At 62.3% G+C, this 17,646-nt stretch carries 15 protein-coding genes; 2 read left to right on the forward strand and 13 right to left on the reverse strand.

Going from position 1 to position 17,646, the window contains the following annotated elements:
• Positions 1-302: 302 nt before the first annotated feature.
• Together FLM52_12035 and FLM52_12040 are read left to right on the forward strand one after the other, a co-directional pair.
• Positions 303-956, forward strand: coding sequence for a TrkA family potassium uptake protein (locus tag FLM52_12035; GenBank protein ID NVN56510.1), 654 nt, complete (start codon positions 303-305; stop codon positions 954-956).
• Positions 953-2,347, forward strand: a complete 1,395-nt coding sequence (locus FLM52_12040) for a Ktr system potassium transporter B (GenBank protein ID NVN56511.1) — start codon at positions 953-955, stop codon at positions 2,345-2,347. Before FLM52_12035 ends, FLM52_12040 begins: the two co-directional genes overlap by 4 nt.
• Before the next feature lie 145 nt (positions 2,348-2,492).
• Here the strand turns inward: FLM52_12040 and ihfA are convergent, their stop codons facing one another.
• The 13 genes from ihfA to FLM52_12105 form a co-directional block, all read right to left on the reverse strand.
• Positions 2,493-2,849: an integration host factor subunit alpha gene (ihfA, locus tag FLM52_12045; protein NVN56512.1), complete on the reverse strand. Its 357-nt coding sequence runs from the start codon at positions 2,847-2,849 to the stop codon at positions 2,493-2,495.
• Positions 2,850-2,875: 26 nt separating this feature from the next.
• Entirely contained in the window at positions 2,876-5,260 is a 2,385-nt protein-coding gene (gene pheT / locus FLM52_12050; protein ID NVN56513.1) for a phenylalanine--tRNA ligase subunit beta, read from the reverse strand.
• A gap of 56 nt (positions 5,261-5,316) precedes the next feature.
• A complete protein-coding gene (gene pheS / locus FLM52_12055) occupies positions 5,317-6,336 on the reverse strand; it encodes a phenylalanine--tRNA ligase subunit alpha (GenBank protein ID NVN56514.1) in 1,020 nt (339 codons plus the stop codon).
• 358 nt (positions 6,337-6,694) lie between these two features.
• Positions 6,695-7,048, reverse strand: a complete 354-nt coding sequence (gene rplT / locus FLM52_12060) for a 50S ribosomal protein L20 (protein NVN56515.1) — start codon at positions 7,046-7,048, stop codon at positions 6,695-6,697.
• Positions 7,049-7,093: 45 nt separating this feature from the next.
• A complete protein-coding gene (rpmI, locus tag FLM52_12065) occupies positions 7,094-7,288 on the reverse strand; it encodes a 50S ribosomal protein L35 (protein ID NVN56516.1) in 195 nt (64 codons plus the stop codon).
• Positions 7,289-7,388: 100 nt separating this feature from the next.
• The gene (infC, locus tag FLM52_12070) at positions 7,389-7,928 is read right to left on the reverse strand and encodes a translation initiation factor IF-3 (GenBank protein NVN56517.1); all 540 of its coding nucleotides are present in this window, start codon (positions 7,926-7,928) and stop codon (positions 7,389-7,391) included.
• A 34-nt stretch (positions 7,929-7,962) separates the two neighbouring features.
• Positions 7,963-9,861, reverse strand: a complete 1,899-nt coding sequence (thrS, locus tag FLM52_12075; GenBank protein ID NVN56518.1) for a threonine--tRNA ligase — start codon at positions 9,859-9,861, stop codon at positions 7,963-7,965.
• A 337-nt stretch (positions 9,862-10,198) separates the two neighbouring features.
• On the reverse strand, positions 10,199-11,074 hold the full coding sequence (locus FLM52_12080; protein NVN56519.1) for an OmpA family protein: 876 nt from the start codon (positions 11,072-11,074) through the stop codon (positions 10,199-10,201).
• Positions 11,075-11,350: 276 nt separating this feature from the next.
• Complete coding sequence (locus tag FLM52_12085; protein NVN56520.1) at positions 11,351-12,505, reverse strand: amidohydrolase; 1,155 nt, start codon at positions 12,503-12,505, stop codon at positions 11,351-11,353.
• A 20-nt stretch (positions 12,506-12,525) separates the two neighbouring features.
• Positions 12,526-13,038 (reverse strand): DUF2489 domain-containing protein, encoded by a 513-nt coding sequence (locus FLM52_12090; protein NVN56521.1) that lies wholly within the window; start codon positions 13,036-13,038, stop codon positions 12,526-12,528.
• A gap of 246 nt (positions 13,039-13,284) precedes the next feature.
• On the reverse strand, positions 13,285-14,418 hold the full coding sequence (locus FLM52_12095) for a glycosyltransferase family 4 protein (GenBank protein NVN56522.1): 1,134 nt from the start codon (positions 14,416-14,418) through the stop codon (positions 13,285-13,287).
• Positions 14,415-15,767: a UDP-glucose/GDP-mannose dehydrogenase family protein gene (locus FLM52_12100; protein ID NVN56523.1), complete on the reverse strand. Its 1,353-nt coding sequence runs from the start codon at positions 15,765-15,767 to the stop codon at positions 14,415-14,417. The genes FLM52_12095 and FLM52_12100 overlap by 4 nt, the downstream gene beginning before the upstream one ends.
• Position 15,768: 1 nt before the next feature.
• Positions 15,769-17,619 carry a sulfatase-like hydrolase/transferase gene (locus FLM52_12105; protein ID NVN56524.1) on the reverse strand — a complete coding sequence of 617 codons (1,851 nt, stop codon included), beginning with the start codon at positions 17,617-17,619 and terminating at the stop codon, positions 15,769-15,771.
• Between the last annotated feature and the right edge of the window lie 27 nt (positions 17,620-17,646).

A 17,646-nucleotide genomic window follows, 5' to 3' on the forward strand; every position in this document is an offset into this window, starting at 1 on the left:
CGAAAATCACCACGATTCCCTCAGAATTCCTCTGCAAAAACGCCATCACCACACGACGGCAATCACTCTACATTAGATACTCCAAATTGGTAACATTTGAAACGATATTGGCCACCCAGGGCTGGCAAGCCCCCCCCCCTGAGAGGCACGACGCCGCAAAAGGACCCGACATCACCGCATCACTGGAGTAGGCTCATTCAAGAGACGCCGGCCTGAGAGCGCTGGGCCTGAGAGTGCCTGGCTAGAAAGCGTCTGGACAAAGAGCAGCTGACCTCACCTGGCAGCGCAGACAAGGAGTCGTCATGCATCGTCAATTCGCGGTTATCGGACTGGGCTATTTCGGCAGCACCGTCGCGCGGGAACTCAGGCGCCATGACCATGAAGTGCTCGGCGTGGACGCCGATGAGAAGCGTCTCAATGCCGTGGCAGACCTGCTCAATCAGGCGGTGATCGCCGACCCTACCGATGAACACGCCTTGCAGGAGCTGGGGCTGGAGCAGTACGACGCCGTCTTGATCGACCTAAGCGACTCGATGGAGCAGAGTCTGATCTGCGCACTGCTGGCCAAGGAGCTCGGCGCGAAGGAGCTATGGGTCAAGGCCACCTCGGATGCCCATCACAAGCTGCTCAGTCGTCTGGGTGTCGATCACATCGTGCATCCGGAATACGATCTCGGCGTACGCGTGGCGGAAAGCCTCGCCTACCATGCCATGGTCGACTTCATCCATCTCGGCGATCACCAGTTCGTGGTCGAACTGGAGGTCAGCGCACGACTGGGCGATGACTGTCAGCGACTCGATCAGCTGCCCATCGATGGTGACATCAGCGTGATCGCGGTGCGCAAGGGCAGGACGCTCGATCGTCAACCCTCCGCCAGCACACGACTTTCTGCCGGTGACCACTTGGTGTTGATCGGCGAGCTGAGCGCGCTGCGCAAGCTGGGGTCTCACCTGTGAGGCAGCGCTATCGACGCTACCTCCGCCCACTGACCCGCAGCCCACGCGGCCCGATCATCCACCTATCGCCGCCGGAAATCCTGTTGGGCGGCTTTCTGGGCCTCGGCATGCTCGGCGCCTGTCTGCTGAAACTGCCCGGCATGCATCAGGAAGGCTTGAGCTGGCTGTCGGCACTGTTCACCGCGACATCCGCCGTCACGGTCACCGGCCTCTCCGTCACTCCGCTCAGCGAGTTCACCCTCGCGGGCCAGATCATCGTACTGATACTGATCCAGCTCGGAGGCCTGGGCTTCATGACCATTGCCGCCCTGTCGCTGGTGATGCTGGGCCAGCGCCTGCCGATGCATCAGACCAGCCTGCTGCGCGAGGCGCTCAATCGCAGCAGTTCACGCGAGATAGGCCGCCTGCTCAAGATCATCACCGCCTTTGCGCTGACGCTCGAGCTGGCAGGCGCTTCCTTGCTGGCGATGGACTGGGTGCCCGAGTACGGCTGGCAGGAGGGGCTCTGGCTGAGCCTCTTCCACTCGGTCTCGGCCTTCAACAATGCCGGCTTCACCCTGTGGCCGGACAGCCTGATGCGCGAGGCGGCCAATCCCCTGACCAGCGGCGTGATCGGAGTCCTGTTCATGACCGGTGGCATCGGTTTCGCCGTCATCGGCGAGCTGCGTGAGCGGCGACGCGAACATGGCTGGCGCGTGCTGCTGCAACCCTCGCGCTTTTCGGTGCAGACACGCCTGGTGATCGAAGCCAGCGTAGCCCTCAATCTGCTTAGCCTGGTGGTGATATTGGCCCTCGAGTGGCGCAACCCCGGCACGCTGGGCGCCATGGCCAGTCATGGCGAACGCCTGCTCGCCGCCGCCTTCATGGCCATCACACCGCGCACCGCCGGTTTCAGCGTCATCGATACCGCCGAGATGACGCAAGCCTCGACCCTGTGGGCCATGGCGCTGATGTTCATCGGCGGCGGCAGCGGCTCGACGGCCAGCGGCATCAAGCTGACCACCTTCGTGGTGCTGCTGCTGACCACCCGTGCCTTCCTGCGCCGCGAACCCTCTCCCACCCTGCATGGCCGCCGTATCGGCGATGACACCGTCTTCAAGGCGATCGCCGTGGCGCTGGCAGCGATGCTGCTGATCTTTGGCATGCTGTTCGGCCTGACCATCACCGACCCGGACCACGCCTTCCTGTCGCTGGCCTTCGAGACCGTCTCGGCCTTCGGCACCGTCGGCCTGAGCCACGGCCTGACGCCAGAGCTCTCGCCCGGTGGGCAATTGCTGATCATCGCGACCATGCTGCTGGGTCGCACCGGACCACTCGCCCTCGGCTACCTGCTGGCGACCCGCAGCCGCCCCGGCATCCGCTATGCGCGTACCGAGCTCTTGATCGGCTGATGTGCATGTGCACGGGCGATGGCGCACAGCTGATGGCACACCACAGACGACACCTCAGAACGACGAAAGCCCCGACGCAGACGTCGGGGCTTTCGTGAGCATGGTCACCCGCTCAGGGAGCGACGGGTGAGGTCAGGCAATGACCTCAGTGATCATCATCATGATCATCGTGGTCATCATGCTCTTCAAGACGCTGATGTGCGTGCGTCTCGCCATCGTACTCATCCACTCGGGCCTTGAGCTTCTGACCTGGGCGGAATGTCACCACGCGACGCGCGGAGATCGGAATCTCCTCGCCTGTCTTGGGATTGCGCCCCGGACGTTCGCGCTTGTCACGTAGATCGAAGTTGCCGAAACCGGACAGCTTCACCTGTTCATTTTCCCGCAGGCAACCGCGAATCTCGTCGAAGAACACCTCTACCATCGACTTGGCTTCGCGCTTGGACATGCCGAGTTCTGCGTGCAGATGCTCGGCAAGTTCCGCCTTGGTCAACGCTCCCATGTCCGCTCCCTCGTTCAAGTGGCGACTCATGCTCTCAGCGCCGCCCCGAAACGTGTGTGGCCATCGGTGACGATCGCATCGACTAACTGATTGATTTCCTCATCATTCAGCGTGCGCGAAGGATGCTGCCAGGTCAAGCCCAGGGCGAGCGACTTGTGACCATCGGCTACCCCCTGGCCCTGGTAGACGTCAAACAGGCGCAGGTCCGTCAGCCATTCACCGGCTTGCGAACGGATGGCGTCGAGCAGCGACTGCACGTGAATGCCCTCTTCGACCACGAAGGCCAGGTCACGACGCACTTCCGGATACCTGGAGAGCGGCGCGAAGCGCGGCAGACGGCCCGCACAGGCGGAAGCCAGCGTGATCTCGAACACGAAGACCTCGACCTTCAGGCCAAGCTCGGCGCGCGCCGCCGGGTGCAGGGCACCCATCCAGCCTGCCGGCTCGCCATTGAAGAACAGCTGAGCGCACTGGCCCGGGTGCAGTGCCGGATGCTCGGCGGCTTCGAAGCGCCAGGCTTCCAGATTGCCGCCCAGTGCCAGCAGTGCCTCGACATCGCCCTTGAGATCGAAGAAGTCGACCTTATCACGACCGCCATTCCAGCCTTCCGGCAGACGGGCGCCGGTGACCAGACCGCCGATCATCGGCGTCTGCTCGAGGGAGTCCAGCTCGCCGCGGAACACAAGCCCGGTCTCGAACAGGCGCACGCGCGACTGCTGACGATTGAGGTTGTGGCTTAGCGCCTTGACCAGCCCCGGCAGCAGCGAGCTGCGCATCACCGCCATGTCGCTGGAAATCGGGTTGGCCAGTGCCGGTGCCACCCCTTGCGGGTCCAGCGTCTTTTGCAGCTCAGGGGCAACGAAGCTGTAGCTGATCGCTTCCTGATAGCCCCGCGCCACCAGCTGACGACGCAGGCTGGTCAGCGGCTGGGTGGTCTCATTGGCCACGGCCGGCGCCAGACGCGCGTTCGGGCGGCTGACCGGCAGATTGTTGTAGCCGTGGATGCGCGCCAGCTCCTCGATCAGGTCAGCCTCGATGCTGACATCGAAACGCCAGCTCGGCACCGTCACCTGCCATTGGCTATCGCCATTCGCGGCGACCTGCATGCCCAGACGTTCGAGAATCTCGACGATCTCGTCATCCGGCAGCGCCATGCCCAGCGTGCGCTCGACACTGGCGCCGCTCAGGCTGACGACGGCGGCCTTGGGCAGCGCTGCGTCGCTGGCAACCTCGATGATCGGGCCCGGCTTGCCGCCGGTGATCTCGAGCAGCAGAGCCGTCGCGCGCTCGATGGCATCACGCTGCAGCTGCGCGTCCACACCACGTTCGAAACGATGCGAGCTGTCAGTGTGCAGGCCGTAGCTACGCGCCTTGCCAGCCACGGCAAGCGGTGCGAAGAAGGCCGACTCGAAGAAGATGTCGCGCGTCTCGGCATTCACGCCACTACCTTCGCCACCCATCACACCGGCGATGGCCAGCGGGCCCTTCTCGTCGGCGATGACCAGGGTGTCGTCCCGCAGCGCGACTTCCTGACCGTCGAGCAGCGTCAGCGGCTCTTCAGCGGCTGCCATGCGCACCTCGATGCCGCCGTTCAAGCGTGCCAGATCGAAGGCGTGCATCGGCTGGCCGAGTTCGAGCAGCACGTAGTTGGTGACATCGACGACGGGGTCGATGCTGCGGATGCCACTGCGACGCAGACGCTCCTCGAGCCACAGCGGCGAGGTCGCGGCGACATTGACGTCACGCACGACACGTCCCAGATAACGCGGGCATGCCTCTGGCGCGCTGACGGTGACCGGGAAGGTATCATCGATCAGGGCGGCGACCGGCTCGATGCCCGGCGCCGTGACGGCGAGACGGTTGAGCACGCCGACTTCTCGTGCCAGTCCCTTGACGCTCAGGCAGTCGCCGCGGTTCGGGGTCAGATCGACCTCGATGGCGTTGTCGTCAAGATTCAGGAAGTCACGGGCATCACGGCCCACCGGCGCGTCCGCAGCCAGCACCATGATGCCATCGGAGGCCTCGGCTTCCAGACCTAGCTCGGAGGCACCACAGATCATGCCGCGGGATTCGACACCACGCAGCTTGGCCTTGCGAATCTTGAAGTCGCCCGGCAGCTTCGCGCCGACCTGAGCGAAGAGCACCTTCTGGCCAGCGGCGACATTGGGCGCGCCACAGACGACCTGCACCAGTGCACCACTGCCATCATCCACCTGGCAGACATTGAGGCGATCGGCCTCCGGGTGCGGTTGCTTGTCCTTGACCTCGGCCACGACCACGCCGGTGAACTCACCGGCGACCGGTTCGATACCATCGACTTCCAGACCGGCCATGGTGACCTGATCGGCCAGCTGCTGTGTGCTCAGTTCCGGCGAGACCCACTCACGCAGCCACTGTTCGGAAAATTTCATCTTGCTGTCCTGTTCCGTTAGTTCACGCCCTCAAGGCGCGATACGTGAATGAGTGCCTAGCTGAACTGGCGAAGGAAACGCAGGTCGTTCTCGAAGAACAACCGCAGGTCGTTGACGCCGTAACGCAGCATCGCCAGACGCTCCACGCCCATGCCGAAGGCGAAGCCGCGGAAGCGCTCGCTATCGATACCGGAGTGACGGAAGACTTCCGGGTGCACCATGCCGCACCCCATCACCTCGAGCCAGCCAGTGTGTGAGCAGACACGACAGCCGTCACCGGCACACATCACGCACTGGATATCGACTTCAGCGGACGGTTCGGTGAACGGGAAATAGGACGGACGGAAGCGGACTTCCAGGTCATCACGCTCGAAGAAGGCATGCAGGAACTCTTCGACGGTGCCCTTGAGGTCTGCGAAGCTGACATTCTCGTCGACCAGCAGACCCTCGACCTGATGGAACATCGGGGTGTGGGTCAGATCGGAGTCGCAGCGATAGACGCGGCCCGGACAAACGATGCGCAGCGGCGGCTCACTGGCCTTCATGCTGCGCACCTGCACCGGCGAGGTGTGGGTGCGCAGAAGACGCGTGGCATCGAAATAGAAGGTGTCATGCATCGCGCGCGCCGGGTGATGCGACGGGATGTTCAGCGCTTCGAAGTTGTGATGGTCATCTTCGATTTCCGGCCCTTCCGCGACACCGTAACCGATGTGCGAGAAGAAGCTTTCGATACGCTCAAGCGTGCGGGTAACCGGGTGCAGGCCGCCCACCGGCTCACCACGGCCCGGCAGGGTCACATCGACGCGCTCGGCGGCAAGGCGTGCATTGAGCGCTGCCGTTTCCAGCGTATTGCGACGTGCGTCCAGCTCACCGCTCAGCAGCTGCTTGGCTTCGTTGATGGTCTCACCGGCCTTGGGGCGCTCTTCGGGGGACAGCTTGCCAAGGCCCTTGAGCAGTGCGGTGATCTCGCCCTTCTTGCCGAGAAAACGTACCCGTACCTCATCGAGGGTCTGGACGTCTTCGGCCGCCTGGATCGCGGTGCGTGCTTCGTCCACCAGGGTGGAAAGATGTTCCATCCGTTCAGCTCCGATCGCTTGAGTCACTGGCGCGGCAATGTCCGCCGCCAATGGAAGTCGCGCCGACCCGAAGGTCGGCAGGGAGAGCGCTCCGCCTGCGGTGAATCACACAGACGATCGCGCCCTTGCCAGAGACCGGCCCACAACGCGGCCAATCCCGTTCATGTCACTGCTGACCCACCGCCGGTTCTCTGACGGCAGGCCAAACAAAAACAGGGGAAGAGCGGCTGCTCTTCCCCTGTGACGTAACACGTCATCTCGATACCGCCTGAGTTGTCCAATGCAAGCATTCGACAGTCACGACCCGGTTTGCCTGCTTTGCGACTCGCCGGGTCTGGGCGATATCTGATCCGGTCACTTACTGAGCAGCCTTGGCCTTCTCGACGATGGCAGCAAAGGCAGCTTTTTCGTGAACCGCGATATCGGCGAGGACCTTGCGGTCGATCTCGATATTGGCCTTCTTCAGACCAGCGATGAAGCGGCTGTAGGACATGCCATTGATGCGGGCCGCAGCGTTGATACGCGCGATCCACAGGGCACGGAACTGACGCTTGCGGACACGACGGTCACGGTAAGCGTACTGGCCGGCCTTGATGACAGCCTGCTTGGCTACGCGGAAGACGCGTGAACGCGCTCCGTAGTAACCCTTGGCCTGCTTCATGATCTTCTTGTGACGGCGACGTGCGACGACGCCACGCTTGACGCGGGACATAGCGTACTCCTGATATTAAGAAAGTTGGACCGAGGTAAGGACGGCTTACAGGTTCGGCAGCATGCGCTGGATCAGCGCCTTGTCTGCAGCGTGAACCTGCTTCATGCCACGCAGCTGACGCTTACGCTTGGTCGACTTCTTGGTCAGGATGTGGCTACGGAAAGACTGCTTGTGCTTGAAGCCGTTGGCAGTCTTCTTGAAGCGCTTGGCAGCGCCGCGGTTGGTCTTGATCTTCGGCATGAGTATTAACTCCGCTCGGTTTCTTGAGAAAATCCAGGGCCGACAAAAAGAGCCACGCCCGCAGGCGTGACCCTGATGTGTCCGTTCTACTGCCTATGGATCACTTCTTTTTCGGCGCGAGAATCATGATCATCTGACGACCTTCCATCTTCGGGAAGGACTCGACGGTCACGAGTTCACCGAGGTCTGCGGCGATACGTTCCATCAGCTTGCGGCCGATGTCCTGATGCGCCATCTCACGACCACGGAAGCGCAAGGTAACCTTGCCCTTGTCTCCGCCTTCGATGAAGCGAGTCAGGTTGCGTAGCTTGACCTGATAATCGCCTTCATCGGTACCAGGACGGAATTTGACTTCCTTGACCTGGATCTGTTTCTGCTTCTTCTTCTGCAGATTCTTCTGTTTCTTCTCGTCGAAAAGAAACTTGCCGTAATCCATGATCTTGCAGACGATGGGATCGGCATTGGAAATCTGGACTAGGTCGAGCCCTGCCTCTTCGGCCTTGGCAAGCGCGTCTCTGGTTGACACTACGCCAACCTGCTCGCCATCTGCGTCGATGAGGCGGACTTCGTCCGCACGAATACGGTCATTGATGGGAGCCCGCTTTTCCTGGGGGCGTCCGCGCTGATTATTCCGCTTGATCGTTGCGTCTCCGTTTGGCTGAAATTCGTTACTGTCAGACCTGCTCTTCCTTCAGGCGTTCCATGAACTCTGAAACTTTCATGGTGCCGAGGTCTTCACCGGAACGGGTTCTGACAGCTACTGCATCAGCTTCCACTTCCTTGTCGCCAACGACGATGAGGTAAGGAACCTTCTGCAGAGTATGCTCACGGATTTTAAAGCCGATCTTCTCGTTCCTCAAGTCTGCTTTGACACGGATGTCATGTTTCTCGAGGCGGGAGACCAGATCCTTGGCATATTCTGCCTGGGAATCCGTGATGTTCATCACGACAACCTGCTCAGGGGCAAGCCAGAATGGCATCGCGCCTGCGTGGTGCTCGATCAGGATGCCGAGGAAGCGCTCGAAGGAGCCGAGAATCGCGCGGTGCAACATGACCGGCATGCGACGCTCTCCACTTTCATCGACAAACTGGGCACTGAGACGCTCAGGCAGATTGAAGTCGAGCTGTAGAGTACCACACTGCCAGACACGATTCAGACAATCTCGCAGAGAGAATTCAATCTTTGGTCCATAGAAGGCGCCCTCACCCGGCTGCAGCTCCCACGGCAGGCCAGTCGCATCCAGTGCTGCCTGCAGGCCAGCTTCGGCCTTGTCCCACGCTTCCGGCTCACCGATGAAGGATTCCGGACGAGTGGAGAGCTTCAGCTCGACGTCTTCGAAGCCGAACTGACGGTAGACTTCCAGCGTCAGACGGATGAAGTCCTCGGCCTCGGACTCGACCTGATCCTCGGTACAGAAGATGTGGGCGTCGTCCTGGGTGAAGCCACGCACGCGCATCAACCCATGCAGAGAGCCGGACGGCTCGTTGCGGTGGCAGGAGCCGAACTCGGCCAGACGCAGCGGCAGGTCACGGTAGCTCTTCAGGCCCTGATTGAAGACCTGGACGTGGCACGGGCAGTTCATCGGCTTGACCGCGTACTCACGCTTCTCGGACTCGGTGGTGAACATCAGCTCGTTGTAATGCCCCCAGTGCCCGGATTTCTTCCACAGCGAAAGATCGACCACTTGCGGGGTCTTGATCTCCTGGTAGCCATTGGCACGCTGGATACGGCGCATGTACTGCTCGAGCACCTGGTACATGGTCCAGCCATTCGGATGCCAGAACACCATGCCCGGCGCCTCTTCCTGCATATGGAAGAGGTCCAGCTTCTTGGCCAGCTTACGGTGATCGCGCTTCTCGGCTTCCTCGAGACGCTTGAGGTAGGCCTTGAGCTGCTTCTTGTCCGGCCAGGCGGTGCCATAGATGCGAGTCAGCATCGGCTTGGTGGAATCACCACGCCAGTAGGCACCGGCCAGCTTGAGCAGCTGGAAGTGCTTGAGGTGGCGGGTATTCGGCACGTGCGGGCCGCGGCACATGTCGGTATATTCTTCGTGGTGGTAAAGACGGATGGTGTCGCCTTCGCCGATGCCCTCGATGATCTCCTGCTTGTACGGCTCATCGCGCTTCTCGAAAGCGGCCATGGCCTGGTCACGCGAGACATATTCACGCACCACATCGTACTCGCTGTCGATCAGCTGCTTCATGCGCTTCTCGATGGCCTCGAGATCTTCCGGGGTGACCGAGCGGCCAAAGTCGATGTCGTAATAGAAACCGTCATCAATGACCGGGCCGATGGCCATCTTGGCCTCCGGGTAGAGCTGCTTGACGGCATGACCGATCAGGTGCGCGCAGGAGTGACGAATCACGTCCAGGCCTTCCGCATCACGCGCCGTGAGAATGGCGACGTTGGCGTCTTCGGTGATCATGTCAGCGGCATCGACCTCGACGCCATTGATCTTGCCGGCCACGCAGGCCTTGGCAAGACCGGGACCGATGGACTCGGCCAGCTGCATCACGGAAATCGGGGTATCGAAGGTACGCTGGCTGCCGTCAGGCAGAGTAACGATAGGCATGAAGAAATCCTTGCGTTCAGTGGTGGCCCTTACCAAGGGTCACGTGAAGCGAATTTGGCCGAACGCGAGGCGTCGGCTCGAAATGGGGGCAATGACGATCACACCCCTCACGCTACTGACCCCGGCCTACAATGCCTGGGGCGCCGCCCACTGCCCCATGATGATCGAGCGACCAGTCAGGGTGTGGACACATAACGCGGGAACATGAACGAGGCAAGACCTTAGCAGCCCATTCAAAAGTCGTAAAGATACGCTTGGCCACTGAAAGCCATGCACGACACGAACGCAGACGGGGCGCCCTGAGGCGCCCCGTCTGATTCAGCTTACCGCGTTCGGCTTACTTGACTTCAGCAAGCTCGACACGACGGTTTTCGGCACGGCCTTCAGCGGTATCGTTGCTGGCGACCGGCTGCTCTTCACCGTAACCCACAGTCTGGATACGGTTGGTGTCAACACCTTCGGAAGCCAGGTAGGCCTTCACGGAGTCAGCACGCTTCTGGGACAGCTGCTTGTTGTAGGAGTCAGAACCCACGGAGTCAGTGTGACCTTCGACGCGAACGCGGACATTCTCGTTGGAGACCAGCTTGGCCGCCACACCGTTCAGCACTTTCTCGGCGTTGGCAGTCAGCTTGGCGGAGTCGAACTCGAAGTTCACGTCACGCAGGACGAGGTCAGCGACACAGCCCAAGGCATTGACCTTGGCGCCGGCCGGGGTGTTCGGGCACTGGTCCTGGTAGTCCGGCACGCCGTCACCGTCGGAATCGAGCGGGCAGCCTTTCGCGTCAACAGTGACGCCGGCCGGAGTACCCGGGCACTGGTCCTTGTAGTCAGCAACGCCGTCACCGTCGGTGTCCAGCGGGCAGCCTTTCGCATCGACTGCGACGCCTGCCGGAGTTCCCGGGCATTCGTCACGGTCGTTCGGCACGCCGTCGCCATCGTCGTCCATGGACTTCGGTGCATCGTCTGCACACAGCAGTGCGCCAGCGGTCGCGCCGCCGACAGCACCCAGAGAAGCGCCGGTGTCTTCGTCGCTGTCGCCAGAGACGCCGTAACCAATCCCGCCACCGATCAGGCCACCGGCCAGACCGCAGACGAACGGCTGGCTGTACCAGGGCTTCTCAGCAGATGAAGACTGGGAAGCAGAGCTTGCGCAGCCAGACAGGCCAACAACCAATGCAGAACCCAGAACCAGGCCAGTCGTAGATCTTTTCATGTAAGACTCCTTCTTAACACAGCGCAATATGTAACGAGGGTGTTACGTTTCGACTCAGTATAAGAGCCGAACTCGTTACGATGAAAGGAATTTTATTCAAATCTTCCTTTATGAAGAAAGCACATGCAGGTGCGTCCTTCCAGCTCTGATCGGGTCTGTTCCCTTGAAAACGGTACCGATCCTCAGGCATACGTTGAAGGAAAACAGTGTTTTTTGCAACGTCGAAAAACTTTGACACTAACTGTATCAGAATGGCGACGCTGTAAAACCCCTGTTTTACCCTCTTCCAAGGTGCTGGCGCACCAGCCCCTCGAAGATCTCGACGCCGGGCGCCAACAGCGTATCAGGAAAATCGTAATCGGGATGGTGAAGCCCCGGCATTTCCTCACCTGCGCCAAATGTGAACATGGCAGCATGGCAGTCTCGTGCCAGCACGCCAAAGTCCTCGGACCAGCGATGTGCCTGAGGAAGTTCCACACAATCAAGCCCTTGCTGTCGCGCCACGCGGCGAATCATGTCGTTCGCCTCAGGCGAGTTCCAGGTCGCATCGAAGGTGTCACACCAGTCAACGTCGATACCCAGACGGTCTTCTTCCGCCTCGCTGCGCGCCAGTGACACGGCCGCTTCCGCCAGCGCCTTCATCATGTCATCGCTCTCGGTGCGCAGGGTGACCATCACCTCGGCATCGCCCGGTGAGGTACCGAACGCGACCTCGCCCAGGCGCGCATGAATCAGAGTCACCATCGCAAGTCCGGTTTCATCGGCAAATTGCAACGGCAGACGCGACAGGCCTTGCATGATGCGACACATGGCCATCGCCGGACTGCGACCGTTTTCCGGGTGGGCCGCATGCGCACAGAGCCCGGAAAGCCGCACGATCATGCCACGTGAAGCGCAGGTGAAGGCATGGTCGCGCACACTGACCTCCCCGAGAGGGCGCCCCGGCAAGTTATGACACGAGTAGAGATAATCCGGCTTGAGTGCGGCAAAGGCCTTGCTGCGCACGACGGCACGCGCCCCTTCGCCGGTTTCCTCGGCGGGCTGGAAAAGCAACACTACCTCGCCCCTGGCGACCGGAGACGCCGTCAGGCGCTGCGCCACGCCCAGCATCCAGCTCATGTGGCCGTCATGGCCGCACAGGTGACCGACATGCGGATGACAGGAGGACCAGTCGCCGCGCGGCGCCTCATCGATGGGCAGAGCATCCAGCTCACAGCGCAGCATGACGCGCGGTCCTGGTTCGGCGCCGCGGAAGATGGCGGCCAGGCCATGCCCGCCCAGCCCGCTGACCACCTCGGCGCCGGCCTCCTGCATCCAGCCGGCGATGCAGGCCGCCGTGGCGGCTTCCTGTCCGGAGAGTTCCGGTGAGCGGTGCAGCGCGTGACGCAGCTCGGCCAGCGGCGTGCGCAGCAAGGAAAGTGACGTGTTCATGCCTGGCTCTTGAAGACTCATCAGACGGCCTGCCCTAGATCTGCTGGCGAAGCGGGACGCTTGCGCCCCAGGTAATGCTGATGCCAGGACTCCATGTTGCTCAGCACGCGACTCGCCGCCAGCTGCAGCGGCTCCGCCAGCGCTTCCTCGACGGCAATGCGCTCCTTGTCTTCGGCCAGGCGCTCACGCGGCGACAACTCCTTGCGTGCTGAATGGGTATGCAGGTGTGAGACCCGCCCATGCAGGACACCGAAGACCGAGAGCACGTCATCTTCCGCCAGCGAGGTGTCGAGAATCTCGATCAGTACCTTGCAGCGCAGACCGCCTTCCACCACGTCGACCTGCCCGGCCTGCATGGCGCGTGCGATGGCTTCGAGGCTTTCCAGACAGTTCGCGCGGGCCTGAATGAGCTCTTGCTCGCGACGCGCCTCACGCACCTTGACCTCGCGGCGCAGCTTGAGGGCATAGAACGCCAATCCCGCGATGATGATGATCGCGATGACGGCCAGAATGATGCTGATAGTCAGGGACATGCCTTTCTCCTGCGGTAAACAAGCCATGAGTATAGGGACTGCACACGCGACACCCAAGGCGGGGCACTGCGACCGATGACCACATAGCCCGCCCTCGCCCACGCCTTGCGTCAACAAGAGGCCCCGCATCAGGGATACGGGGCCAGTCGTGTCGCTCTCTCTTGTACACCTTGCCCTATTGCACTCACGCTTCGTCCGGCACGCGAGTGGTCGAGCTGTCGGCACAGATTTTCATCTGTCCAGCCATCAGCGCCCCGCCATCAAGGCCTCGAAACTGGCCTTGAGCTTGAGATTCTGTGCCTGATGCGAGTAATTGCGTGCCAGGCTGGCCAGTGCAGTGCTCAGCGCCTGCGTGTCGCTCTCGAGCAGATGGCTGCAGCGCTCGGCCCACTGCTGTGGCGTGGACTCTGCCGCCATGACCAGCTCAGGATAGTCATCGAGCAGCTCGGCCGAGCCGACCCGCGCATTGAGCAGCACAGGTGCGCCACAGGCCATCGCCTCCAGCGCGACACGTCCGAATTCCTCGATATGGGCCGGCATCACGAACAGGTCCAGCGCGCCGTAGAGCGTCTCGACCTCCGGGATGGTCGAGCGCCAGAGCATACGCTCGGCGATGCCCGCCTCCCTGGCCTGCTGCTGGTAAGGCGCGGCATCATCCTTGCCTACCACCAGGAAGCGATAGCGGCCCGGTGAGGCCTGATCCATCAGCGCCGCCATCGCTACGAACCCTGCCACATTGCGCTTGGTGAAGTTGCCGGATGACACCAGACCGACCAGCAGCTCATCTTCGGCCACGCCCAACGCTTCACGCTGGGCGGTGCGCCCTGCGCGTGCACGCTCGACCGTGAATTGCACCGGGTCATAGCCCGGGTAGCTGATCTCGATCCGCTCAGGCGCGATACCATAGCGCGCTATCAGATCCTCGCCCATCATGCGCGAATTGACCGCGACCTGACGGAACTTGCCACCCTTGAGCACGTGATCATGAATCGCCGCCACTTCGTGGTCGCCAGGCAGCTCACGGCCATGGATGCACTGCGAGGCAAGGTGCACGCAATTGTGCAGATAGACGGTATCCGGGCTTTCGCAGTCACCATGACTGATCAGCAGGTCGGGCGCATGACGGCTGGCCCAGGCCTGAACACGGCGATTGAACCAGAAACGTCGATACGCCCCCTTGAATGGCCACCGCCACAGACGCACCAGCTCCGCGCCGTGTGAGCGAGCCAGTTCGGGCTTGCCGCGCTCGGCGAGAATCACCACGCGATAGCCCAGCGCGCGCAACGCATCCGCCTGCTCGAAGGCATTGCGGCTGGCACCGGTGTTCTTCTCGACCTGACGGATGGCGATCGCGGCCAGCTTGCCTGCACCAGTGCTCACGACGCCTCCTGCACACGGCGCATGGAGTCACCACGACCGACGGCGTAGTACATCAGGCCTGCGGCCTTCATGGCGGCGGGCTCGAACAGGTTGCGGCCATCGACCACCACCGGGAAGCCGAGCTGAGACTTCAGCCACTCGCCATCCAGGGTGCGGAATTCCTTCCACTCGGTGCAGATCACCAGCGCATCGGCGCCCTTGACCGCCTGCTGACGGTCCGCGACCAGTACCAGCTCATCGCGCTCGCCGTAGATGCGGCGACATTCCTTCATCGCTTCCGGGTCATAGGCCTGCACGGTCGCGCCAGCCGCCCACAGCGCTTCCATCAGCGTGCGGCTCGGCGCGTCACGCATGTCATCGGTGTTGGGCTTGAAGGCCAGGCCCCAGACAGCGATGGTCTTGCCCTTGAGGTCGCCATCGAAGGCCCGCGACAGCTTGTCGAACAGCGTCACCTTCTGGCGCTTGTTGACGGATTCCACAGCGGTCAGCAGCTCGGCGTCATAACCGACCTGGCTTGCGGTACGCGCCAGCGCCTGGACGTCCTTCGGGAAGCAGGAGCCGCCATAGCCACAGCCCGGATAGATGAAGTGGTAGCCGATACGCGGGTCACTGCCGATGCCGCGACGCACTTCCTCGATGTCCGCGCCGAGACGCTCGGCCAGGTTGGAGATCTCGTTCATGAAGCTGATCTTGGTCGCCAGCATGGCGTTGGCGGCGTACTTGGTCAGCTCGGCGGCGCGCACATCCATGAACATCAGCTTTTCATGATTGCGGTTGTAGGGCGCGTAGCATTCGCGCATGCGCTCACGCACCTTCTCGGAATCAGTGCCGACCACGATGCGCGCGCCACGCGTGAAGTCGTCCAGCGCGGCGCCTTCCTTGAGGAATTCCGGGTTGGAACAGACATCGAAATCGACACTCACACCGCGCTGGTCGAGCACGTCCTTGACCCGCGCCTTGACGCGGTCTGCCGTGCCCACCGGCACGGTGGACTTGTCGATGATGACCTTGTAGTCATTCATGTGCTCGCCGATGGTGGTGGCGACGGACAGCACGTACTTGAGGTCGGCGCTGCCGTCTTCGTCCGGCGGCGTCCCCACGGCGATGAACTGCAGCACGCCATGCTCGACGGCTTCACGCGCGTCAGTGGTGAAGTTGAGACGGCCAGCCTCGACATTGCGCAGCACCATGCTCTCCAGCCCCGGCTCGAAGATGGGGATCTCGCCCTGCTTGAGGCCATCGATCTTGGCTGCATCAACGTCCATGCAGATCACGTCATGGCCGACATCGGCCAGACAGGTGCCAGTCACCAGGCCTACGTAGCCTGTTCCGAAGACAGTGATTTTCATGTCAGTCCTTGAGAGTTTCTGAAGGTAATGAAGCAGGGGACAAGGTGAGCGCCGACGACTCCTCTGGCGGCGTCACGCGGGAATCCGGCTCTGGAGCTTGCCCATCGCGCTTCGCACCCAGCCCGGACGCGAACCCCGGACGTTCCAGCAGCTCGGTGGTCGCCTCGACGGCTTCCTCGAGCTCTTCGGCACCCGGCGCGAGAGGTCGGGAAAGAAAGTCCGACGGCAGGGCTTCATAGAAGTTAAGTCGTCCCAGCTGGTCCAGCACCGGATGACGCTCACGCGGCTGATAGCAGACCGCCCAGGGCGACAGGCACGGCTTGTCACCGGAGAAGCGGATACCCAGCCAGTCGCTGGCCAGATAGGGCAGGTCAAAACTGGCGAAAGGCGCATCGGCGTGCGACCGCAGGCGCGCCAGCTCACGTGCGGGATTAGGCGCTTGCGCTGTCTGCCACAGCCACAGCGGAATGCGGTACGGCGCCTGACTGGGGCGGTCACCGCCATGCACATAGGCGTCACTGAGCGGGTCATGCTCGAGGCCGTGGTCCGATAGATAGAGCACGCCAGCGGGCCGCCCTTCGAGGCGCTGGAAGACGCCCTCTATCACCTGATCCGTGAAGCGGATGCTGTCATCGTAGGCATCGGTCAGCGGCGAGCGGCTGTCCGGGGCCAGGAAATAGCGCAGTGAATCCGGGTACTGCAGACTGGCGGGAGGATGGCTGCCGTACAGATGCAGCACGATCAGCCGCGGCCCGGCAACATCACGCGCCAGCGCCTCATCAAGGGCATCCAGCAGGCCATCGTCATAGTCGGTCATGATGGTGCGCGCGATATCGGCACGCTGGGCGATGGCGGTGATCCAGGTACGCTCGGAGGTGATGTCGAGCCCTTGGCGCGACAGCCACTCGGTATGATAGCCGGCCTGATTGGCCAGCGAGATCAGATTGGCGTCCAGGTAGCGCGGCGAGAAGGTGCGCGGGTCGGTCAGGCTGGCCAGCATCGGCACCGCCAGCACGGTCTGCGGCGCCGGGGCGATGGCCTGATCGAAGACCACCAGCTCATCGCGGCGCGCATCGAGATTCGGCGTCGTGGCGCGGGAATAGCCATACAGCGACAGCTGATCGCGGCGCTGGGATTCGCCGATGATCAGGACGAAAACGGCGTCATCCGACACTTCGGGGCTGCGCGAGACGCCGCCGAAATCATAGTCATCCGCCATCAGCGCCTTGTAGCGTTCCTTCTCCCACCAGGCATGCGAGGTGGTGGCCAGATTCCAGCCCGGCGAGACCGACAGCGTCGTGATGACCAACGGCACGCTGGCCCGCCCCCACTGCCAGCTACCGGCCAGCAGCATCAGCATCCAGAGCACGAAGGCGATTCCGCTGTGCCCGCCCAGCCGGGCACGCGCCAACCCCGACCCGAAGCGATTGCCCAGTGACAGCGCCAGCAGGAAGAACCCCAGCGGCACGATCAGGGCCAGCGGGAACTTGAACAGCATCGCCATCGATTCGCTGCGACTGGTATCCAGCGAGCTGAGCGCAAAGGCCAGCCCATAGCGGGAATCGTAATAGACGGCGCTGACCACACTTGCGGAGAGATTGACACCCAGCGCCGCCATCAGCCCCAGCGCCGGCCAACGCCAGCGCGGACGATGCAGCGCCGCCAGCAGACACGGCCACAGCAACAGGTTGCCGAACAGGATCAGGCCGCCCTCGAGCAGGCCGTGATAGATCAACGGCACCAGGCTCGCCAACAGGGACAGCATGATGGCGGAGATCCCCCCGGCCCGCTTGCTCGCCTGATCACTGCGCGCAAACAGGCGACGGACGAGGCGCTGCAGCAGGCCCTTCATGCGCGTCCTCGCAACGGCATGAACGCT

This window comes from bacterium Scap17 (assembly GCA_013376735.1).
Lineage (GTDB): Bacteria > Pseudomonadota > Gammaproteobacteria > Pseudomonadales > Halomonadaceae > Cobetia.